The sequence below is a fragment of the Streptomyces caelestis genome (genome assembly GCF_001279005.1).
Taxonomy (GTDB): Bacteria; Actinomycetota; Actinomycetes; order Streptomycetales; family Streptomycetaceae; genus Streptomyces; species Streptomyces heliomycini.
Window position 1 is genome coordinate 12,408 of record NZ_LGCN01000196.1, and the last position, 20,762, is coordinate 33,169.

Genomic DNA, 20,762 nt, shown 5'->3' on the forward strand with positions numbered 1-20,762 from the left:
GTTGGAAAGCGCTCAATCATGGAACGTGCAAGTCGAACAGGTTTCCCGCCGGGGTGATCTTCTGGCGATAGGCGCATGAAGGCAGGGCCCCTTGGTGGCTCGGAGGCGCGAACCGAACTGAGCAGCGTTCAGGAGGTCCTGCCGCAGTCATACGCGCACGCCCACTTATCTCAACTCGGGCACTCGATCGGGAGATTGCCTCGCGCACGTGTACGGCAATGCGGCCGATCACTCTGATCGGGTGGGTCGCTGTCCGTCGGACATGGAGGATGCGAAGTGGGCGGCCGTGCAACCGTTACTGCCGGGATGACGTTACCTCGTGGGCGTCCCCTCGTTCGCAGTCCTCCTGGAGTGCTCGCCTCACGCGCTGGCGAGGCCGATCATGAAACATCGGTCCACCAAAACGCACCAAGATCGGCAAGATGTCTGCGTAGTGCACCACGCTACTCCTCAAGGTCCTGAGGCAGGAGACAGGAGACAGGCATTGAGCGCTCAGTGATGGATCAGGGGACGGTAGGCGTTAGCGTGGTGGGTGTTGGCGGCGAGCCCGTGCTGGTTCGTGCTGGTTTTAGAGGCGTAGTAGGGGCAAACATGCAGGTCAGAGCGATTTAATGAAATTGCTGCACACTTCCGACTGGCACCTCGGCCGGTCCTTCCACCGGGTCGGCATGCTCGGTGCCCAGGCCGAGTTCATCGGCCACCTCGTCAGCACCGTGCGTGAGCGCGAGGTGGACGCGGTGGTCGTGTCGGGAGACGTGTACGACCGCGCGGTGCCGCCGCTCGCCGCGGTCGAGCTGTTCGACGACGCCCTGCACCGTCTCGCCGGCCTCGGCGTGCCGACGGTGATGATCTCCGGCAACCACGACTCGGCCCGCCGTCTCGGCGTCGGCGCCGGGCTCATGGGGCGCGCCGGCATCCACCTGCGGACCGAACCGTCCGCGTGCGGCACGCCCGTGGTGCTGTCCGACGGGCACGGGGACGTCGCCTTCTACGGGCTGCCGTACCTCGAACCCGCCCTGGTGAAGGACGAGTTCGCGGTGGAGAAGACCGGCCACGAGACGGTGCTCGCCGCCGCCATGGACCGCGTCCGCGCGGACCTCGCCGCCCGCGCGCCCGGCACCCGCTCGGTCGTCCTCGCGCACGCCTTCGTCACCGGCGGCGAACCCAGTGACAGCGAGCGGGACATCACCGTCGGCGGGGTGGCCGCCGTGCCCGCCGGGGTGTTCGACGGCGTCGACTACGTGGCGCTGGGGCATCTGCACGGCTGCCAGACCCTCACCGAGCGGGTGCGCTACTCCGGCTCCCCGCTGCCGTACTCCTTCTCCGAGGCCACGCACCGCAAGAGCATGTGGCTCGTCGACCTGGCCGCCGACGGGGCGGTCACCGCCGAGCGCGTGGACTGCCCGGTGCCGCGCGCGCTGGCCCGGATCCGCGGCACCCTCGAGGAGTTGCTCGCCGATCCCGCGCTGGCACGGCACACGGAGGCGTGGGTCGAGGCGACCCTCACCGACCCGGTGCGCCCCGCCGACCCCATGGCCCGGCTCACCGAGCGCTTCCCGCACACCCTCAGCCTCGTCTTCGACCCGGCCCGGACGGCGGACGACCCCGCGGCCTCCTACGCCCGCCGCCTCGCCGGCCGCGACGACCAGCAGATCGCCGAGGACTTCGTCGCCCACGTGCGCGGCGCCGGCCCCGACCCGCACGAACGGGCCGTCCTGCGGGACGCCTTCGACGCGGTCCGCGCGGACGACGCGGTGCGGGAGGTGGCGCGGTGAGGCTGCACCGGCTGGACATGACGGCCTTCGGGCCGTTCGGGAGCACCCAGAGCGTCGACTTCGGCGAGCTGTCCGCCGCGGGGCTCTTCCTGCTGCACGGCCCCACCGGCGCCGGCAAGACCTCCGTCCTGGACGCCGTCTGCTACGCGCTGTACGGCTCCGTGCCCGGCGCCCGGCAGAGCGGTCAGGGCATGACCCTGCGCAGCGACCACGCCGCCCCGGGCGTCCGCACCGAGGTCACCCTCGAACTCACCGTCGCCGGACGCCGGCTGGAGATCACCCGGCAGCCGCCCTGGGAGCGTCCCAAGAAGCGCGGCACCGGCACCACGCTGGACAAGGCCCAGACCTGGCTGCGCGAACGCGACGCCGCCTCGGGCGCCTGGAAGGACCTCAGCCGCTCGCACCAGGAGATCGGCGAGGAGATCACCCAGCTCCTCGGCATGAGCCGGGAGCAGTTCTGCCAGGTCGTGCTGCTGCCCCAGGGCGACTTCGCGCGCTTCCTGCGTGCCGACGCCGAGGCCCGCGGCAAGCTGCTGGGCCGCCTCTTCGACACCCGTCGCTTCGCCGACGTGGAGAAGCGCCTCGCCGAACGCCGACGGGCCGCCGAGTCCCGGGTGCGCGAGGGCGACGCCGACCTGCTCGCCGACGCGCACCGGATGCAGCAGGCCGCGGGCGGCTCCATGGAGCCGCCCGAGCTGACGCCCGGTGAACCGGGACTGGCCGAGGCCGTGCTGTCCGCCGCCGCCGTCGCCCGCAGCACCGCGCGGGAACAGCTCACCGCCGCCCGCTGCCGCCTCGCCACCGCCGAGTCCGCCCTCGCCGACGCCGGCCGCGCCCTGGACGCCGTACGCGAACGGGACCGGCTGCAAAGGCGGTTCGCCGAGGCACGGGAGCGGGCGGACCGGCTTCGGGAGCGGTCCGGCGCCCACCAGGAGGCGCGGGCCCGCATGGAGCGGGCCCGCAAGGCCGGGACCGTCGCCCCGGCCCTGGAGCTGCGGGACTCCGCCGGGGCCGAGCACGGACGGGCGGCCGGTGCCGAGCTGCGCGCGCGTGCCCTGCTCCCGGCGGCCCTCGCGGACGCGGGAGCGGCCGGGCTCGCGGCCGCCGCCCGCCGGGCCGCCGAGGAACTGGGCGGACTGGAGTCGGCCCGCCGCGCCGAGCGGCGGCTGACGGAGCTCCTCGGCGAGCGCGCCGACCTGGACCGCCAGGAACGTGCCGACGAGGAGGCGCGGGAGGACGCGGAGACCTGGCTCGCGGACTGGGAGGAGACCCGCGCGGGTCTGCAGGCCGGCATCGACTCCGCTCAACAGGCCGCGACCACGGCCCGTGAACTCGCCGTGCTGCGCGACCCCGCGCGGCAGCGGCTGAACGCCGCGCGGCTGCGCGACCGGCTGGCCGGAGAGACGCGAACGGCCGAGGAGCAGGCCCGCGCCGCCCGGGAGCGGGCGCTCGCGGCGAAGCAGCACTGGCTCGACCTCAAGGAACAGCGGCTGAACGGCATCGCCGCCGAACTGGCCGCCGGTCTCACCGACGGCGAACCCTGCGCGGTCTGCGGCGCCACCGAACACCCCGCCCCCGCCCGCAAGGTCGCCGGACACGTCGACCGCGAGACGGAGGAACGCGCCCTCGCCGACCATCAGCGCGCCGACGACCACCGCGCGGAGGCCGAGCGGCGGCTCGGCGCCGTACGTGAGGCGCTGGCCGCCGCGAGCGCCGAGGCCGGGGACGGCGCCACCGAACAGCTCTCCCGCGCGGTGGACGAGTTGGAGCGGCAGTACGCGCAGGCGCGGGACGCCGCCTCCGCGCTGCACGCCGAGCAGGAGCGGCTGCGCCGCGCGGAGGACGAGCACGAGCTGCGGATCACCGCCCAGCGCGAGGCGGCCGTCCGGGCCGCCTCCCGCGTGGGCCACCGCGAGCGGCTGGACCGGGAACACGCCGCGCTGGAGGAGGAGTTGGCGCAGGCGCGGGGGGACGCCCCCAGCGTGGCCGCGCGCGCCGCGCAGCTGGAGCGGAGCGTCGGGCTGCTCACGGACGCCGCCGACACCGCCCGCGCCGCCGAGGAAGCGGCCCAGCGGCTCAAGGAGGCCGACGCCCGGCTCGCCGACGCCGCCTTCCGCGCGGGCTTCGACACCCCGGAGGCCGCCGCCGAGGCCCTCCTCGACGACGCGGCCCACCGCGAACTCCAGCGGCGCCTGGACGCCTGGCAGCACGAGGAGGCCGCCGTACGGGCCGTCCTCGCCGAGCCGGAGACCGTCGCCGCCGCACAGCAGCCGCCCGCCGACCTCGGCTCCGCGCAGCGGGCCGCCGAGGACGCGGACCGCAGGGTGCGTGAGGCGGCCTCCGCGCGGGACGCCGCCGACCGGCGCTGCGCCGAACTCGACCGGCTCTCCGCGCGGGCCGCCGCCTCGGTGCGCCGGCTGGGCCCTCTGCGCGAGGAGTACGAGCGGGTGGCCCGCATGGCCGGACTCACCGCGGGCACCTCGGCGGACAACGAACGGAAGATGCGCCTGGAGTCGTACGTCCTCGCCGCCCGCCTGGAACAGGTCGCCGCCGCCGCGACCGTACGGCTGCACCGCATGTCGTCCGGCCGGTACACCCTCGTCCACTCCGACGACCGCACCGGCCGCGGCCGCAGCGGACTCGGACTGCACGTCGTCGACGCCTGGACCGGACGGGAGCGCGACACCGCGACCCTCTCGGGCGGCGAGACCTTCTTCGCCTCGCTCGCCCTGGCGCTCGGTCTCGCGGACGTCGTCACCGACGAGGCGGGCGGGGTCCGGCTGGACACCCTCTTCATCGACGAGGGCTTCGGCAGTCTCGACGACCAGGCCCTCGACGAGGTCCTGGACGTCCTGGACTCCCTGCGCGAACGCGACCGCAGCGTGGGCATCGTCAGCCACGTCGGCGATCTGCGGCGCCGGATACACGCCCAGCTGGAGGTCGTGAAGGGACGCTCGGGTTCGGAGCTGCGCCGACGCGGCACCCGCTGAGGGCCGGCTCAGCGCCCCAGCGGGCGGCGCGGCAGCGGCGAGGAGTAGACGACGCTGGTGGTCACCGAGCCGAGCGTGCCGATCCGGCCCGCCACCTCCTCCAGGTGCCGCATCGAACGGGCGGCGACCTTGATGACGAAGCAGTCCTCGCCCGTCACGTGGTGCGCCTCCAGGATCTCGGGCGTCACGGCGACGAGGTCGTGGAACGGCTTGTAGTTGCCGGTCGGGTAGCGCAGCCGTACGAAGGCCAGGATCGGCAGCCCGATCCGTTCCGGGTCCACCACCGCCGTGTAGCCCTGGATGACCCCGGCCTCCTCCAAGCGGCGCACCCTCTCGGTGACCGCGCTCGCGGACATCGAGACGGCACGGGCGAGTTCGGCGAAACTGGCCCGTCCCTCCCGCTGGAGGACGTCGAGGATGCGCCAGTCGGTGGCGTCCGGGGAATACGCGGTCATGTATGAGGAGTAGCAGGGGAATCCCCGGCCGATCAAGGTGAAGGCCGGGGTTCTCCGCTTCAGGGCCGGCTCCCGCGGCCGTAGTTTCTCTCGCATGACGACCACCACCGTGAATCCCGTCCTGCGCGTCGCCCCCGCCTCCCCGGCGGAGGCCGCCGCCCACTTCCGCGCGAGCCTCGCCTTCCACGCCGATGCCTCCGACGTGGCCGCCGCGCTCGCGGCCGGCGGGGACCCCGGGTTCGTCCTGGTGGACTCCCGTTCCACCGAGGCCTGGGACCAGGGACATGTCCCCGGCGCGGTGCACCTTCCCACCGCGCTCGTCCCGGAGCGGGCCGCCGGGCTCCTGGATCCGTCGGTCCCGGTCGTGACGTACTGCTGGGGCCCCGGCTGCGACGGCGCCACCCGGGCCGCGCTCGCCCTCGCCGAACTCGGCTACCGGGTCAAGGAGATGCTCGGCGGATTCGAGTACTGGGTGCGCGAGGGCTTCGAGTTCGAGACCTGGCGGGGCCGGGAGCGCCGTGCCCCCGACCCGCTGACGGCGCCCGTGGGTGCCGACGACTGCGGATGCTGAACCCCCGGTTCCGGTAAGGGAGTCGGCCCGGTAGGTTCTGCGCATGGTGCGATACGCGGAGCCGGGCACGGTCGAGTGGGTGGAGTCGGGCGGCGGTCCGCTCGTCGCGGTGCCGGAGGCGGTGCTGCCGTTCTGGACGGGCGCCGACGGCGAGGAGACGGCCTCGGACTATGACCGGGCCTGCGAGGTGGACGGACTCCTCGGACTCCTCCCGGTCGGCGACGCGACGGCCCTGGTCCTGGGCGACGAGCCCGCCGCGACCGCCTTCCTCCCCGAGCACGGCACCCTCGTCCGCTGGATCGCCGGTGACTCCGAGGCGGAACTCCTGGCGAGCGTCCCGGCCGCGCTGCACACCGCGCGGTGGCAGCCCGAGGTGCACTGGAAGGTGCCCGGCACGGTCGTCCTGTTCGACGCGGCCTGGCCCGGCACCGGCTCCACGGGCACCGACCAGGTGAGCCTCACGCTCGCTGCGGGCCGCTACGCGGTCCGCGCGGCGCGGGTCCAGCCGGGCCCGGAAACCTGGCTGGTCCTCGTCCAGCTCCGCCCGCTGCCCTGACCGGCGTCCGGCCGTCAGGGCGGGCAACCCCGCCGGCCCCGGTCCGCGTACACCGCGGACGGCCACGGCGCGCACGGGCCGGGGCCGGGAGCACGGTGGCGACCGCACCACCGGGCGGGCGGGTCGTCCGGCCGATATTCGCGTGCGCCGGCCCACCCGGCCCCGCATGATGGACGATCATGCCCAAGCTCCCGCACCCCGCACCCGAAACACTCCGCCGCGACCCCCTGCCCCTGCGGGGCCGGACCGCGCTGGTCACCGGGGCCAGCCGGCGCGGCGGCATCGGTCATGCCGTGGCCCGGCGTCTCGCCGCCTACGGGGCGAGCGTCTACCTGCACCATCACGTGCCGCACGACGCCGCCATGCCCTGGGGTGCCGACCGGACCGAGGACGTGACCGCCTCCGTGCGCGACGCCCTCGGCGCCCCCGGTGCGACCGTGCTCGCCGGTCCCGGCGACCTCACCGACCCCGCGGCCCCCGCCGAGCTGCACGCCCGCGCGACCGAGGCGCTCGGCGGACGGCTCGACATCCTCGTCGCCAACCACGCCCTCAGCGGCTCCGACGGCGACCTCGACACCGTCGACGCCGCCATGCTCGACGCGCACTGGGCCGTCGACGCCCGCTCGGTGCTGCTGCTCGTCCAGGCCCACGCCCGGCACCGCGCCGCCCTGCCGCCGCGCACCCCGGGCGGGCGCGTGGTGATGATGACCTCCGGGCAGGACATCGCCGGCGGCATGCCCGGCGAGATCGCCTACGCCCTCCAGAAGGGCGCCCTCGCCTCCATCACCCGCTCCCTGGCCACCGCCCTGGCCGAGCACGCGGTCACCGTGAACACCGTCAACCCCGGCCCCGTGGACACGGACTACCTGACCGGCGACACCTACGACGCCATCGCCGCCCTCTTCCCCGCGGGCCGCTGGGGCATGCCCGACGACCCCGCCCGCCTCATCGCGTGGCTGGCCACGGACGAGGCGGACTGGATCACCGGTCAGGTCATCGACTCCGAGGGCGGCTTCCGGCGCTGAGCCGGCTCACAGCGCCGACAGCTCGTCCACCAGGTCGTCCAGACCCAGCGAGCCCTGCGACAGCGCGGCCATGTGCCACGCCTTGAGGTCGAAGGCGTCACCGTGCCGCTTGCGCGCGTTCTCCCGGCCCAGCAGCCACGCCCGCTCACCGAGCTTGTAGCCGATCGCCTGACCCGGGATCGTCAGATAGCGGGTCAGCTCGCTCTCCACGAAGTCCGCCGGGCGGCTGCTGTGCGCCCCGAAGAACTCCTCGGCCAGCTCCGGCGTCCAGCGCTCACCCGGGTGGAACGGCGAGTCCGCCGGGATCCGAAGCTCCAGGTGCATGCCGATGTCGACGATGACCCGGGCCGCCCGCATCATCTGCGCGTCCAGGTAGCCCAGCCGCTCCTCGGCGTCCGTGAGGAAACCGAGCTCGTCCATCAGCCGCTCCGCGTACAGCGCCCAGCCCTCGGCGTTGGCGCTGACCATGCCCACGGAGGCCTGGTAGCGGGAGAGGTCCTCGGCCACGTGCACCCACTGCGCCAGCTGGAGGTGATGGCCGGGCACGCCCTCGTGGTACCAGGTCGACACCAGGTCGTAGACCGGGAAGCGGGTCAGGCCCATCGTGGGCAGCCAGGTGCAGCCGGGCCGGGAGAAGTCCTCCGACGGAGGCGTGTAGTACGGCGCCGCCGCGCTGCCCGGCGGGGCGATCCGCGACTCCACCTTCCGCACCCGCTCGGCGAGGTCGAAGTGGGTGCCGTCCAGGGAGTCGATCGCCCGGTCCATCAGGCCCTGGAGCCACCGGCGGACCTCGTCGACGCCCTCGATGTGCCGGCCGTGCTCGTCCAGGTGCGCCAGCGCCACCCACGGCGTCCCGGCGCCGGGCAGGATCTTCTCGGCCTCCTTCCTCATCTCGCCGAGCAGCCGGTGGTACTCGGACCAGCCGTACGCGTACGCCTCGTCCAGATCGAGATCGGTGCCGTTGTAGTAGCGGGCCCAGCGGGCGTACCGCTCCCGGCCCACCGTGTTCGGCGCGCCCTCGACGGCCGGCGCGTACACGTCGCGCATCCAGTCCCGCAGCTCCACGACGGCCGCGGTCGCCGCGCGGGCGCCCTCGTCCAGTTCCGTGCGCAGCGCGTCCGGTCCCGCCGCGGCGAAGTCCTCGAACCAGCCCCGGCCCTCACCCGTGTCCGCCCACTCGGCGAGCTGTCCGGTGAACGTCTCCGTCGGGCGCGGAGCCGCGTACAGCTTGCGCTCCAGGCCGAGGGCGAGGGACTCCCGGTAGCCCGCCAGCGCGGCCGGGACCGCGCGCAGCCGCTCGGCGATCGCCGCCCAGTCCTCCTCCGTCTCGGCCGGCGTCACGGTGAACACCTCGCGCACCGAATGCGCGACCGTGCCCAGGTTGCCGACCGCGCGCAGACCCTCGTCGGCCTCGTGCACGGCGAGTTCCGCGGTGAGCCGCTCGCGCAGCAGGCGGGCGCAGCGGCGTTCGATGTCGCTGTCCGCGCCCGGCCGCCGCTCGGCCTCGTCGAGCCGTGCGAGCGTGGCCCGCTGGAGCTCGGCGAGCGCCTCCTGCCCGGCGGGCGAGAGATCGGGCAGACGGGGGGAGCTCTCCCTCACCCCGAGGAACGTTCCGGTGACCGGGTCGAGGGCGATGAGCTCGTCGACGTAGGTGTCGGCGACCTGACGGGGAAGCGCGCTGTTGGTCTGAGACATGCGGACCATCCTGGTACGCGGCCCGTCGCACGTCATCCGGTTTGAGCTGTGGGCGAAGGCGGCAGCAGGGGACCGCAGTCCCACCGCTGGAAGATCAGCCGGGTCTCCACGCGGGCCACCTCCCGCCGCGCGGTGAACTCGTCGAGCACCAGCCGTTGCAGGTCCGCCATGTCCGCGACCGCGACGTGCACCAGGTAGTCGTCGGGGCCGGTCAGGTGGAACACGGTCAGCGACTCCGGCAGCGCCCGGATCCGCTCCACGAACGGCCCCACCAGCTCCCGCCGGTGCGGTCTGACCTGCACCGACAGCAGGGCCTGGAGCCCGCGCCCCAGCTTGGCGGGGTCCAGCTCCAGCCGGTGCCCGAGGATCACGCCACAGCGGCGCAGCCGGGTCACCCGGTCCAGACAGGTCGACGGCGCGACCCCGACCTGTGCGGCGAGATCCCGGTACGTCGTCCGGGCGTCGTTCTGCAACAGCCGCAGCAGGTGGAGGTCCACCGGATCCAGTACGACAGATTCGGCCATCGGCCGAACGTAGCACGGGGAATGGCTCCCAAGACCCGTTCGGTGTTCACCCTTCCCTCATGGACTTGGGCATGGACACGCGACGCACCCCACGCGCACTCGCCACCGAGGCCGTGCACGCAGGCCGCGACGACCTCGCCGGACTGGGACTGCACGCCCCGCCGATCGACCTGTCGACCACCTACCCCTCGTACGACAGCCGCGCCGAGGCGGCCCGCATCGACGCCTTCGCCGCCACCGGGGCCGAGCCGGAGGGCCCGCCCGTCTACGGACGGCTCGGCAACCCGACCGTCGCCCGCTTCGAGACCGCCCTGGCCCGGCTCGAAGGCACCGGGGCGGCGGTCGCGTTCGCCAGTGGCATGGCCGCGCTCAGCGCCGTCCTGCTGGTCCGCGGCTCGATGGGGCTGCGGCACGTCGTCGCCGTACGTCCCCTGTACGGGTGCAGTGATCACCTGCTGACCGCCGGACTGCTCGGCTCCGAGGTGACCTGGACCGACCCGGCCGGGGTCGCCGACGCGCTGCGCCCCGACACCGGCCTGGTGCTCGTGGAGACCCCGGCCAACCCCACGCTCGCCGAGATCGACCTGCGGGCCGTCGCCCACGCCTGCGGCTCGGTGCCGCTGCTCGTCGACAACACCTTCGCCACGCCGGTCCTCCAGCACCCGGCCGAGCACGGGGCGCGGCTGGTGCTGCACAGCGCCACCAAGTACCTCGGCGGACACGGGGACGTACTGGCTGGCGTGGTGGCCTGCGACGAGGAGTTCGCCGGGCGGCTGCGCCAGGTGCGGTTCGCCACGGGCGGCGTGCTGCACCCGCTGGCCGGCTACCTGCTGCTGCGCGGTCTGTCGACCCTGCCGGTACGGGTGCGGGCCGCGTCCGCGAGCGCCGCCGAACTCGCCGGCCGGCTCGCCGCCGATCCGCGCGTGGCCCGGGTCCACTACCCGCGCATCGGCGGGGCGATGGTCTCCTTCGAGGTGCACGGGGACCCGCACGAGGTGATCGCCGGCGTACGCCTGATCACCCCGGCCGTCAGCCTGGGCAGCGTGGACTCCCTCATCCAGCACCCGGCCTCCATCAGCCACCGCATCGTGGACGCCGGCGACCGCAGGGACGCCGGGGTGAGCGACCGGCTGCTGAGGCTCTCGGTCGGCCTGGAGGACGTCGAGGACCTGTGGGCCGATCTGGACACGGCCCTGGGGGAGCGGGCCGGGACGCCCGAACGCCCGAAGGCGTCGGCCCGGGGCTGAGGCCGGGCGCACGGGGAACGGCCCGGCGGATCGCTCCGCCGGGCCCTTCCCCGGCTGTCCGCGCCGTCCGGCGCGCCGTGGCCCTCGCGCCGCGGCCGGGCGGCGGACACGGCCGCGTGCCCGGGCGCGGCGCCGGCGGCGCGTGTCCGCCCGCGAGGGGCTACGACCGGCCGATCCGCTCGCCGTGCTCCCGCTCCCCGGGCCCGCCGCGGCCCGCCACGGCGTCCAGGCGGGCCGTGATGACCAGCGTGCCCTCCTCGATCTGGTAGTCGAGCGGCAGCCCCAGGCCGCGCATCGCGGCGACCATGCCGGTGTTGGACGCCTGTGTCACGGCGTACACCTGGGCGCAGCCGTCCTCGGCCGCCATCGCCACCAGCCGGGTGAGCAGCTCGGCGCCGATGCCCCGGCGCTGCCAGGCGTCCTCCACGACCAGCGCGACCTCGGTCTCGTCGCCGTCCCACAGCAGATGACCGAGGCCGACGACGCGGCCCGAGGCGGTCTGCGCGGCGAGCGTGCGGCCGAAGCGCGGGCTGAGCAGGTGGTTCAGATAGCGGTCCGCGTCGCCGACCGGCCCGTGGTACCGCATGCGCAGGGTCTCGCCGGAGCACCGCTCGTGCATCTCCCGCGCGGCCGCCAGATCGCCGGTGTCCGCGCGGCGCACGGAGATGGCGCCGCCTTCCGGCAGCGTGAGGACGTCACGGCCGCGCGGGATGCGCGGACCGAGCCGGGCGTCCAGTTCCACCAGCGCGCGGGCGCGGGCGAACTCGGTGGGCGTGAACGGCAGGTACGGCCGTTCCACGGTGATCACCCCGCCCTCCGGGGCGCGCAGCCGGATCACGGTGTCCTCCAGGAGGCCCTCCTCGGGGACCGGCCGGCCGCCCCTGGAGGTGGCGGGCCGGGAGCGGATCGTGCACCGGCCCAGCAACTGGCGCAGCGCGAGCGGCAGTTCGGCCGCGTCCTGGGCGGTACGGGCGGCCAGTCCCAGGACCCGGGTCGGCGCGTCCACCAGATCGTGGGCGTCGGCCCGCTCGGTCCAGGTGTCCGTGCCCCCGGCGAGCGACACGGCGGCGACGAGGTCCGTTCCCTCCGGGGCGCGCAGCAGGAACTCGTCGACGGTGTCCTCGCCCAGCGGGTGCGTCTGCAGGCTCAGGATGTCGACCCGCAGCCCGGCCAGCGCCGTGCAGAGCGTGGCCAGCGCGCCCGGTTCGTCCTTCACCGTCGTCCGCATCCGCCACAGCACGCTGCCGCCGGCCGCGGTGGAGGGCGGCCGGGCGCCGCCGGTATCGTGCGCCGGCGGCGCGTGGCCGTGGCGCCGTGCCCACCACGCGTGGAAGGCGGCCGCGCACCGCGCGGTGAGCTCGGCGGGGTTCCACCGGCGGTGCACGGGCCCGCCGTTTCGGGTGTTCGTCACGTCAGACATGTCTCGACTCATACAGTCACTGTGAAGGAATCGTGTTTCGTGATCACGAACGTACTGTGACTGATGGGTAAAGCGCGCTTCTGCCCGTTTTGTTGATTTACTGACCGACCAGGCCCGGCCGCAGCGTCTTCGTGAACAGCACGGTGCCGTCCTGCTCCCGCATCCGCACCGTCAACTCGCCGCTGCCGCCGTCGATGTCGACCTCGCCGAAGAACTGGTAGCCGCCGGCGGGCGAGACGTTCGAGGCGCTCGGCGCCTTCACCCACACCCGCTCGGGGCCGAAGGTGCCGTCGAGCGCGCTTGCCGGGAAGGCGCCCGCGTTCAGCGGACCGGAGACGAACTCCCAGAACGGCTCGAAGTCGTCGAACGCGGCCCGCGAGGGCTGGTAGTGCTGCGCCGAGGTGTGGTGCACGTCGGCCGTCAGCCACACCGTGCCGGTGATCCGCCGGTGCTTGACGAACCGCAGCAGCTCCGCGATCTGCAGCTCCCGCCCCAGCGGCGCCCCCGGGTCGCCCTGGGCCACCGCCTCGACGTGTCGCGCGCCCTCGGTCGTGTCGGGCACGACGAGTCCGATCGGCATGTCGGCGGCGATCACCTTCCACACCGCCCGCGACCGCGCCAGCTCCCGCTTCAGCCATTCCAGTTGCTCCCGCCCGAGGATGCCCTGCGGGTCCACGGCCTGGTCGCCGGAGGAGTTGGCGTTCCGGTACGTCCGCATGTCCAGCACGAACACGTCGAGCAGCGGACCCTGCCGCAGCACCCGGTACACCCGGCCCTCCCGGGCGCCCGGCCGCAGCGTGGACATCGGGAAGTACTCGCCGAACGCGCGCCGCGCCCGGGCCGCCAGCACGTCGACGCTCTTCTCCGTGTACCGGGCGTCCGTCTCCGCGATCCGCTGGCCCGGGTACCAGTTGTTGCGCACCTCGTGGTCGTCCCACTGCACGATGGACGGCACCTGGGCGTTGAACCGGCGCAGGTTCTCGTCGAGCAGGTTGTAGCGGAAGTTGCCCCGGAACTCGGCCAGGGTCTCGGCGACCTTGGCCTTCTCCTCGGTGGTGACGTTCCGCCAGACACCGCCGTCCGGCAGGGCGGCGGTCGCGGAGACGGGCCCGTCGGCGTAGACGGTGTCGCCGCTGAACAGGAAGAAGTCGGGGTCCAGGCGCGCCATCGCGTCGAAGATGCGGTAACCGCCGATGTCGGGGTTGATGCCCCAGCCCTGGCCCGCCAGGTCCCCCGACCACAGGAACCGCACGCCGTCCCGGCGCCGGGCGGAGACCGTGCGGAACGTGCCGGTGACCGGCTCACCGGTGCGGCGCGGGTCGTCGGGGTCGGCGAGCAGCACCCGGTAGTGGACCTGCTCCCCGGACGGCAGCCCGCGCAGCCGGGTCGTGCCGGTGAAGTCGGTGTCCGCGCCGAGCAGCGGACCGTGCCATCGGCGCGGGTGACGGAACGACTCGGTCGCCGACGTCTCGACGATCATCCGCGCCGGACGGTCGGAGCGCACCCACACCAGCCCCGAGTCACGGGTGACGTCGCCGGTCTGCACGCCCCACTCGGCCCGCGGACGCCCCGAGCGGGCGAAGGCGGGCGCCGCGAGCGCGGTGGGCAGGGTCAGGGCCGCCGAGGCCGCGAGCGAGCCGCGCAGAACGGTGCGACGGCCGGGGAGCGGACGGTGTGACATGGATGCGCCTCCAGGGACGGGATCCGGCCAGTGTGTGCGACCACACCTACGCGGGCGGCGCGGCGCGCACGCGAACCCCGGGTGAACAACTCGCGCGGGCGGGGGAGCGGGCGGCTACCGGGCAGCGGCCTTTGCCATCAGGCGCACACCCTCGTGGATCCGCGCGGGCGCCACGTGCGCGTAGCCCAGCACGAGCCGTACGTCCTCCTCGGGCGCCCCGCCGTGCGCGTGGTCCGCGAGCGGGCGCACCGCCACACCGGCCTCCGCCACACGTGCGAGGAAACGCTCCCGCGGCCCGTAGCGCTCGGGCAGCGTGACGATGACGTGCAGTCCCGCCGCGATCCCGGACACCCCGGCGCCCGGGAAGTGCTCCCCGAGGGCGGCGACCAGGGCGTCGCGCCGCTCGCGGTAGGCGCGCTGGCAGCGGCGCAGCTGACGGTCGTAGTCGCCGCGTTCCAGGAACCGGGCGAACAGCGCCTGGTCCAGGGCGGGATGGCCGAGATCCATGGTGCGCTTGCGTTCCACCACCTCCTCGGCCCACCCCCGCGGCACCAGCAGCCAGCCGAGCCGCAGCCCCGGGGCGAGGGACTTGCTGACCGAGCCGGTGTAGGCCACGTGCTCGGGGTCGAGCCCCTGGAGGGCGCCGACGGGCGCCCGGTCGTAGCGGAAGTCGCCGTCGTAGTCGTCCTCCAGGAGGATCCCGTCCACGGACCGCGCCCAGTCGAGCAGTTCGGTCCGGCGCCGCGCGGAGTACGCGATGCCGGTGGGGAACTGGTGCGCCGGCGTCACGACGGCCGCCCGCGCCCCCGAGGCCCGCAGCGGCTCCATCGCGAGCCCCTCGCCGTCCACCGGCACGGGTACGGCGGTGACCCCGGCGGCGGCGTACAGGGACGCGTGCTGCGGACTGCCGGGGTCCTCCACGGCGACGGCGCGCACCCCGCGCGCGTGGAGGGCGGACCCGAGCAGCGCCGACGCCTGCGCCACCCCGGAGACCACCACGATCCGCTCGGGGTCGGCCACCACGCCCCGGCGCCGCGCGAGCAGCCCGGCCAGTGCCGTACGCAGCCGGGGCAGCCCGCGCGGATCGGGGTAGCCCAGCTCCTGGTGCGGAAGGTCCGCGAGCACGCCGCGCTGCGCCGCCGCCCACGCCGCGCGGGGGAACAGCGACAGGTCGGGTGTGCCGGGGACGAAGTCCACGCGGGCGCCGGGGGTGCGCGGGGCGAGGTCGCGGGCGTGCGGGCGGGCGGCCCGCACCGCCGCTCCCACCCACGTCCCGGAGCCCCGGCCGGAGCGCAGGTAGCCCTCCGCCGTCAGCTGCTCGTACGCCTCCGTGATCAGCCCGCGCGACACGCCGAGGTCGGCGGCCAGGTCACGGCTGGAGGGCAGCCGGGTCCCCGGCGCGAGCCGCCCCGACCGCACCGCCTCGCGCAACGCGGCCTGCAGCGAACGGCCCCGCGCGCGTGGCGGTGCGGCGGCGGCCGGCAGCAGCAACTCCCAGGCGGAGGAGGCGGCGGGCCCCTCGGGGCCGGTCTGCGGTGACGTCATGACAGGACCACCCTAGGCGTGTCCGGGCCGCGGGACGCCTCCGTGCGGCCCCGCCCTCAGCGGCTGCCGTCGAGGATGACGCGCGCGACCAGCGCCGGGTCGTCGTTCATCGGGACGTGGCCGCAGCCGGGCAGTCGGACCAGCCGGGCCCGGGGGATGATCCGCTTGGCGCGGATGCCCTGCCGGGGGATCAGGATCCGGTCCCGGGCGCCCCAGGCGACGGTCACGGGGATGCCGGGCACGTCGTCGGTGAACCGTACGGCGGTGCCCGCGCGGAGGGTCTCGGTGAAGCCCGTGGCCCCGGCGAGGGCGAGCGTCTCGGCGACCACCGCCTCGGGGGAACGGCGCCCCGGACGGGCGTAGATGGTGCTGGTCAGCGCCGCCCGGCCGACCGCGGAGCGGGCGAGGCGCTCGACCAGCGGGAGCGGCATCCGCTCCGCGACGCGCCGCATGCCGATCAGCACGCCGAAGGCGTACCGCCGCTCCGCCCGGGTCCAGAAACCCGCCGGGGACAGGGCGGTGACGGACCGCACGAGCCGTTCGCGGCCGAGCTCCAGGGCCAGCAGGCCGCCGAGCGAGTTGCCCGCGACGTGCGGCCGGCCGAGCTCCAGCTCCTCGCACAGGGCGCCCAGGGCGGCGTTCATGGTCGGCAGGTCGTGGGCGAGGCCGTCGGGCAGCGACGGGGAGGCGCCGAAGCCCGGCAGGTCCACGGCGATCACCTCGCGCTCGGTCGCCAGGATGTCCACCACCGGGTCCCAGGCCTGGCGGTGGTGGCCGATGCCGTGCAGCAGGAGCAGCGGTTCACCGCGGCCCACGCGCGCGTAGGACAGGGTCACGGTCTGCGGGCCGAGGGGAGAGGTGACCTCGAAGGAGACGGTCGCGGACATGAAGGTGCTCCTCGTCTGGGACTCGCGGGAACGGACGTCGCCCGACGCCGTGGACAGCTTGTCAGCAATTGCTACCGACGGGTAGCCCCCCGGTCGGCGTGTCCCGCCGGTCGGTCGGGACGGGGCCGTGACCCCGACACGCCGCGTCCGCTCGCCGCGGCCCGGCAGGAGCCCTCGCACCGGAGCGCCCGGCGTGCCTCCGGGGGCCCGCCGTCGTGCCCGATTGGTCTTGACCAAGGGTGAGGGGCGCCTTATGGTCGCAGATAAGTGAAACAACCTTTAATAAACAAGGGCGCTAAACGCGGCCGGACACGGCGATCGTGGAGGACAGGGTGGGGACCACGCAGCTGGAAACGGTGCCGGAACCGAAGTACTGGCACCTCAGGACCGTGCTCAGCGAGGCGCTGGACTCGGAGTTCTCGGTGGGCGAGATCCTGCCCAACGAGCGCGACCTCGCCGCCCGCTTCGGTGTCGCCCGCGCCACACTCCGGCAGGCCCTGGAACAACTCGAACTCGAAGGCAGGCTGCAGCGCCGCCGCGGCGTGGGCACCACGGTCGCCCCGCCGCGCATGGGCGTGTCCGTCGGCACGGCACAGCACGCCTGGCCCGGCGGGCCGCACGACGCCTGGCAGACCCTCGACTGCGCGCTCGAGGTGCCGCCCGCCGCCGTCGCCGAGACGCTGGTGACCGGCCGCGACGAGTCCGTGCACGTCGTGCGGCGCTCCCGCGTCTCCCGCGGCCAGCCCGTCGCCGCCGAACTCCTTTACATCCCGGCGCACTCGGTACCGGACCTGTCCGGCATCGACGCGCCGTCCGGCACCGCACGCGCGCGTGCGGTGCTGCGGGAACTGCAGCGCCTGGAGCTGGAGCGGCAGGAGAACGCGGTGGAGCTCGGCTCCGCCCGCGCGGACGACGCGCGCGAACTGGACCGTCTGCCCGGTGCGCCCGTCCTCGTCGTCACCACCCGCTTCATCGCCCGCGGCCGCACCGCCGCGCTCTCCGTGGCCACGTACCGCGCGGACACCTGCCGTCTGACCTTCGGCGACTCCGGCGGCGTCGAGATCCACCACGGCCCGGAACGCCACGCGTCCTGACACCGCGTCGGCCCGCGGAAACGCGCTCGCGCCCTCACCCCGGCCGGCCGGGCGCGCCCTCGCCGCGGGGCGGCGCGCCCGCCCCGGAGGCGCCCGTGCCGCTCCGCGCCCGCGCGCAAGGCGGTCCCGCTAGCGGCGCGCGGTCACCGTGCCCTCCACCGCGAAGAGCTGCTCCTCCACGTGGTCGAGGGCGAGACGGACCGCGCCGGTGGCGACCGCCGCCTCGCCGAGGTGGGACAGAACGACCCTCGGCGGACGCAGGCAGTAGCGGGCCAGTTCGCGGCGCAGCGGTTCCAGGACGCCGTCCAGGCCGGCCGCCCAGCCGCCGATCACGACCAGCTCCGGGTCGAGGGCCAGCACCAGCGCCGCCACGTCGTGGACGAGCCGGCGGAGGAACCGGTCCATGGCCGCCAGCGCCCGCTGGTCGCCCCCGCGGGCCTGGGCGAAGACATCCGCGACGGCCTGCTCGTCCAGCGGGTGCAGCGGCTCGTCAGTGGTGGACAGCAGGGTTTCGGGGGTCGCTTCCCGGCCCAGCAGATGCAGTGCCCCGATCTCGCCGGCCGCCCCGCCGTACCCCCGGTGCAGCCGCCCGCCGATCAGCGAGCCGGCCCCCGGACTCAGCCCGGCCAGCACGAACACCACGTCGTCGCTCTCCCGGGCGGCGCCCTTCCAGTGCTCGGCGACGACGGCCGCGTTGGCGTCGTTCTCCACCAGCACCGGACACTTGAAGGACCGGCTCAGCCGCTCGCCGAGGCCGAGCCCCGTCCAGCCGGGCAGCGCCGTGCCCAGCCGCACCGTGCCGTCCGTCTCCACGATCCCCGGCGTGCCCACGCCCACGGCGCGCAGTGAGCCGCGCGGGACACCGGCCCGCCGCAGCAGATCCGCGACGGCCGTGCGCAACCGCTCCAGCCGCTCGTCGGCGTCGGCGGTCTCGTCGACGTCCCGGGCCTGCGCGCCGATCACCCGGCCGTCCAGATCGGCCAGCAGCGCGGTCATCCGGTGCGCGCCGATCTCCAGGCCGAGCAGATGCCCGGCCTCCGCCCGGAACCGGAACCGCCGCGCCGGCCGTCCCTGCCGCCGCGCGGCCCCCTCCTCGGCCGCCGCCTCCACGACGAGGCCCGCCTCGATGAGCCCCTCCACGACGCCCTCGACGGTCGGCCGGGACAGCCCCGTCACCCGGGTCACCTCGGTCAGCGTCGCGCAGTCCGTCGCCCGCAACGCGTGCAGCACCACCGCGGAGTTGATCCTTCGCAGCAGCGAGGGGGCCCCGCCGGTCAGCCGACCCACCGTCCGTCCTCCCAGCTCGTGCGCGTGTTGGGCGGATCGTACTCGGCGCGGCGGACCCCGGCGACCTCCGGGCGCGGCCGTCCCGGGGACGCGGTTCAGCCCGGCGCCACGAAGCCCGACTCGTAGGCGGCGATCACCGCCTGGGTCCGGTCCCGTACCCCCAGCTTCGCCAGTACGGCGCTCACATGGGACTTCACGGTCTCCGTCCCCACCACCAGCCGCGCCGCCATCTCCGCGTTCGTCAGGCCCCGCGCCATCAGCCGCAGCACCTCCCCCTCGCGCTCGGTCAGCCGCGCCCGCTCCAGCACGGCGCGCGCCGCGCGGTTTCCGCTCCCGTCCCCGTACTCGGCGGCCAGCCGCCGCACCGAGGCGGGGAACAGCAGCGACTCGCCCTCGGCGACCAGCCGCACCGCGTGCACGATCTCCGCGGGCCGCGCCCGCTTCAGCAGGAACCCGTCGGCGCCCGCGCGCAGCGCCCCGTACACGTACTCGTCGTTCTCGAACGTCGTCACGACGAGGATCTTCGGTGGCGCGTCGACCGACCGCAGCAGCGCGCGCGTGGCCTCGATCCCGTCCAGCAGCGGCATGCGCACGTCCATGGCGACCACGTCCGGCCGCAGCCGCCGCACGAGTGGGACGACCGCCGCACCGTCGGCCGCCTCCCCGACCACCTCGATGTCCGGCTGCGCCTCCAACACGGCCCGCAGACCGGCGCGTACGAGGGGTTCGTCGTCGACGAGCAGAACGGTGACCGGCACCCGGCCAGCCTAGATCAGCCCGTCGGCAGCTCGACGCGCACCCGCCAGTCGCCCTCGTCGGGGCCCGTCCACGCCCGGCCGCCCAGCAGTGCCGCGCGCTCGCGTATGCCGCGCAGTCCGCTGCCGCGCCCGGGACCGGGTACCGCCTCGGTCAGCGGGTTGCGGACCTCCAGCAGCAGGGTGCCGCCGGCCACCCGCACCCCGACCCTCACGGGAACCGCCCCCGCGTGCCGCAGCGCGTTGGTCAGTGACTCCTGCAGGATGCGGTAGCCCTCGCGGGACACCGGCCCCGGCACGGTGTCCAGGGGACCGGTCACGTCCGCGTCGACCTTCGCACCCGAGGCGCGGGCGGACTCCAGCAGCCGGTCCGCGTCCACGAGCGTCGGCCGGCTGCTGACGGGCTTGTCGGGTTCCCGCAGGACGCCGAGGACCCGCTCCAGGTCCTCCAGCGCCGCCCGGCCGGTCTCCTCGATCGCGGCCAGCGCCCGGTCGGTGAAACCGGGATCGCCCGCCGTCCGCGCGGCGCCGGCCTGCACCACCGCGACGGTGAGGGCGTGGCCGATCGAGTCGTGCAGCTCGTGCGCGATGCGGTTGCGTTCCAGCAGCCGGTCGGTGCGGGCCTCGAGCGCGGCCAGGCGCTCGGCCGGGGACGGGCCGAGCAGCGGCCGGGCGAGGGCGGTCATCAGACCGCCCGCCGCCACGACCACCGCGGCGAGGACGAGCAGCGGAAGAGGAACCAGCAGCATGTGCCACCAGTGGTGCCCGGACACCCGCACGAACGTCGAGGGGTCCGCCGGGCCTCCGCGGGCCGTGTTCGCCAGGTCCACGGCGAGCATGGGGAGATGGACGGTCAGGAACGAGACCGCACAGCCGAGGAGCAGCCGGCACTGGAGCCACACCACGGTCCGCCCGCGATCGGCCCAGGTCGCGGACGGCGTCGGCACGATCTCCGCGTCCTGTGCGCCGTACCGCTGCCCGAGGAGCAGCCCGGCGGCCTGCACGCCCTCCACCGTCCGCATCGTCGGCACCAGTCCGACCAGTGCCAGCACTCCCACCGACGCCGGCACCCAGGAGTCGACGACGAGTATCCACACGGTCGGCCACACGGCGGCGATGAACAGATGCAGCCACCGTGTGTACGTCACCGCCCGTGCGAACGGGCGCAGCAAGCGGACCATGCCGTCATCGTGTCAGCGCCCACCGACGACCCGCCTCCCCCGTACGGGGGAGACGATCTCCACCGGCGGGGGAG

The 20,762-nt window shown here is 74.8% G+C and carries 17 protein-coding genes; 7 read left to right on the forward strand and 10 right to left on the reverse strand.

Annotation, left to right across the window (positions count from 1 at the left end; all coding sequences use genetic code 11):
- Positions 1–611: 611 nt before the first annotated feature.
- Positions 612–1,775: an exonuclease SbcCD subunit D gene (locus tag ADK41_RS17905; protein WP_030822171.1), complete on the forward strand. Its 1,164-nt coding sequence runs from the start codon at positions 612–614 to the stop codon at positions 1,773–1,775.
- Positions 1,772–4,765, forward strand: a complete 2,994-nt coding sequence (locus tag ADK41_RS17910; RefSeq protein ID WP_030822174.1) for an AAA family ATPase — start codon at positions 1,772–1,774, stop codon at positions 4,763–4,765. The genes ADK41_RS17905 and ADK41_RS17910 overlap by 4 nt, the downstream gene beginning before the upstream one ends.
- A gap of 8 nt (positions 4,766–4,773) precedes the next feature.
- Here the strand turns inward: ADK41_RS17910 and ADK41_RS17915 are convergent, their stop codons facing one another.
- The gene (locus tag ADK41_RS17915; protein WP_030822175.1) at positions 4,774–5,220 is read right to left on the reverse strand and encodes an Lrp/AsnC family transcriptional regulator; all 447 of its coding nucleotides are present in this window, start codon (positions 5,218–5,220) and stop codon (positions 4,774–4,776) included.
- A 94-nt stretch (positions 5,221–5,314) separates the two neighbouring features.
- On the opposite strand from ADK41_RS17915, the gene ADK41_RS17920 reads away from it, so the two are divergent.
- The 3 genes from ADK41_RS17920 to ADK41_RS17930 all read left to right on the forward strand — a co-directional run bounded on the left by ADK41_RS17920 (position 5,315) and on the right by ADK41_RS17930 (position 7,372).
- Entirely contained in the window at positions 5,315–5,791 is a 477-nt protein-coding gene (locus ADK41_RS17920) for a rhodanese-like domain-containing protein (RefSeq protein ID WP_030822177.1), read from the forward strand.
- Between the two features lie 43 nt (positions 5,792–5,834).
- Complete coding sequence (locus tag ADK41_RS17925; RefSeq protein ID WP_030822179.1) at positions 5,835–6,347, forward strand: immunity 21 family protein; 513 nt, start codon at positions 5,835–5,837, stop codon at positions 6,345–6,347.
- A gap of 179 nt (positions 6,348–6,526) precedes the next feature.
- Entirely contained in the window at positions 6,527–7,372 is an 846-nt protein-coding gene (locus tag ADK41_RS17930; RefSeq protein ID WP_030822182.1) for an SDR family oxidoreductase, read from the forward strand.
- Between the two features lie 6 nt (positions 7,373–7,378).
- Here ADK41_RS17930 and ADK41_RS17935 read toward each other — a convergent pair whose 3' ends face one another.
- The gene (locus ADK41_RS17935; protein WP_030822185.1) at positions 7,379–9,067 is read right to left on the reverse strand and encodes a DUF885 domain-containing protein; all 1,689 of its coding nucleotides are present in this window, start codon (positions 9,065–9,067) and stop codon (positions 7,379–7,381) included.
- 32 nt (positions 9,068–9,099) lie between these two features.
- Positions 9,100–9,591, reverse strand: coding sequence for an Lrp/AsnC family transcriptional regulator (locus ADK41_RS17940; protein ID WP_030822187.1), 492 nt, complete (start codon positions 9,589–9,591; stop codon positions 9,100–9,102).
- A 71-nt stretch (positions 9,592–9,662) separates the two neighbouring features.
- Here ADK41_RS17940 and ADK41_RS17945 point away from each other — a divergent pair, with 71 nt between their 5' ends.
- Entirely contained in the window at positions 9,663–10,838 is a 1,176-nt protein-coding gene (locus ADK41_RS17945) for a trans-sulfuration enzyme family protein (RefSeq protein ID WP_234318633.1), read from the forward strand.
- 160 nt (positions 10,839–10,998) lie between these two features.
- On the opposite strand, the gene ADK41_RS17950 is transcribed toward ADK41_RS17945, so the two are convergent.
- From ADK41_RS17950 to ADK41_RS17965, 4 genes are all read right to left on the reverse strand, one after another.
- A complete protein-coding gene (locus ADK41_RS17950; protein WP_030822195.1) occupies positions 10,999–12,258 on the reverse strand; it encodes a GNAT family N-acetyltransferase in 1,260 nt (419 codons plus the stop codon).
- A 97-nt stretch (positions 12,259–12,355) separates the two neighbouring features.
- Positions 12,356–13,939 carry an alkaline phosphatase D family protein gene (locus tag ADK41_RS17955; protein ID WP_030822199.1) on the reverse strand — a complete coding sequence of 528 codons (1,584 nt, stop codon included), beginning with the start codon at positions 13,937–13,939 and terminating at the stop codon, positions 12,356–12,358.
- A 114-nt stretch (positions 13,940–14,053) separates the two neighbouring features.
- Entirely contained in the window at positions 14,054–15,484 is a 1,431-nt protein-coding gene (locus ADK41_RS17960) for a PLP-dependent aminotransferase family protein (RefSeq protein ID WP_030822202.1), read from the reverse strand.
- Positions 15,485–15,540: 56 nt separating this feature from the next.
- Positions 15,541–16,371, reverse strand: a complete 831-nt coding sequence (locus ADK41_RS17965; RefSeq protein WP_030822205.1) for an alpha/beta fold hydrolase — start codon at positions 16,369–16,371, stop codon at positions 15,541–15,543.
- A gap of 332 nt (positions 16,372–16,703) precedes the next feature.
- Here ADK41_RS17965 and ADK41_RS17970 point away from each other — a divergent pair, with 332 nt between their 5' ends.
- Positions 16,704–17,465, forward strand: coding sequence for a GntR family transcriptional regulator (locus tag ADK41_RS17970; RefSeq protein ID WP_030822208.1), 762 nt, complete (start codon positions 16,704–16,706; stop codon positions 17,463–17,465).
- Positions 17,466–17,594: 129 nt separating this feature from the next.
- Here ADK41_RS17970 and ADK41_RS17975 read toward each other — a convergent pair whose 3' ends face one another.
- From ADK41_RS17975 to ADK41_RS17985, 3 genes are all read right to left on the reverse strand, one after another.
- Complete coding sequence (locus ADK41_RS17975; protein WP_030822210.1) at positions 17,595–18,752, reverse strand: ROK family protein; 1,158 nt, start codon at positions 18,750–18,752, stop codon at positions 17,595–17,597.
- Between the two features lie 95 nt (positions 18,753–18,847).
- Entirely contained in the window at positions 18,848–19,510 is a 663-nt protein-coding gene (locus tag ADK41_RS17980) for a response regulator transcription factor (RefSeq protein ID WP_030822213.1), read from the reverse strand.
- Positions 19,511–19,524: 14 nt separating this feature from the next.
- Positions 19,525–20,688, reverse strand: coding sequence for a sensor histidine kinase (locus ADK41_RS17985; RefSeq protein ID WP_030822224.1), 1,164 nt, complete (start codon positions 20,686–20,688; stop codon positions 19,525–19,527).
- Positions 20,689–20,762 lie beyond the last annotated feature (74 nt).

What these genes read in the sequence shown, in the direction of transcription:
- ADK41_RS17915 (WP_030822175.1), bottom strand. Translation starts at nt 5,220, where the DNA reads ATGACCGCGTATTCCCCGGACGCCACCGACTGGCGCATCCTCGACGTC.
- ADK41_RS17945 (WP_234318633.1), top strand. Translation starts at nt 9,663, where the DNA reads ATGGACACGCGACGCACCCCACGCGCACTCGCCACCGAGGCCGTGCAC.
- ADK41_RS17930 (WP_030822182.1), top strand. Translation starts at nt 6,527, where the DNA reads ATGCCCAAGCTCCCGCACCCCGCACCCGAAACACTCCGCCGCGACCCC.
- ADK41_RS17960 (WP_030822202.1), bottom strand. Translation starts at nt 15,484, where the DNA reads ATGACGTCACCGCAGACCGGCCCCGAGGGGCCCGCCGCCTCCTCCGCC.
- ADK41_RS17935 (WP_030822185.1), bottom strand. Translation starts at nt 9,067, where the DNA reads ATGTCTCAGACCAACAGCGCGCTTCCCCGTCAGGTCGCCGACACCTAC.
- ADK41_RS17905 (WP_030822171.1), top strand. Translation starts at nt 612, where the DNA reads ATGAAATTGCTGCACACTTCCGACTGGCACCTCGGCCGGTCCTTCCAC.
- ADK41_RS17925 (WP_030822179.1), top strand. Translation starts at nt 5,835, where the DNA reads ATGGTGCGATACGCGGAGCCGGGCACGGTCGAGTGGGTGGAGTCGGGC.
- ADK41_RS17950 (WP_030822195.1), bottom strand. Translation starts at nt 12,258, where the DNA reads ATGTCTGACGTGACGAACACCCGAAACGGCGGGCCCGTGCACCGCCGG.
- ADK41_RS17920 (WP_030822177.1), top strand. Translation starts at nt 5,315, where the DNA reads ATGACGACCACCACCGTGAATCCCGTCCTGCGCGTCGCCCCCGCCTCC.
- ADK41_RS17955 (WP_030822199.1), bottom strand. Translation starts at nt 13,939, where the DNA reads ATGTCACACCGTCCGCTCCCCGGCCGTCGCACCGTTCTGCGCGGCTCG.
- ADK41_RS17940 (WP_030822187.1), bottom strand. Translation starts at nt 9,591, where the DNA reads ATGGCCGAATCTGTCGTACTGGATCCGGTGGACCTCCACCTGCTGCGG.
- ADK41_RS17985 (WP_030822224.1), bottom strand. Translation starts at nt 20,688, where the DNA reads ATGGTCCGCTTGCTGCGCCCGTTCGCACGGGCGGTGACGTACACACGG.
- ADK41_RS17965 (WP_030822205.1), bottom strand. Translation starts at nt 16,371, where the DNA reads ATGTCCGCGACCGTCTCCTTCGAGGTCACCTCTCCCCTCGGCCCGCAG.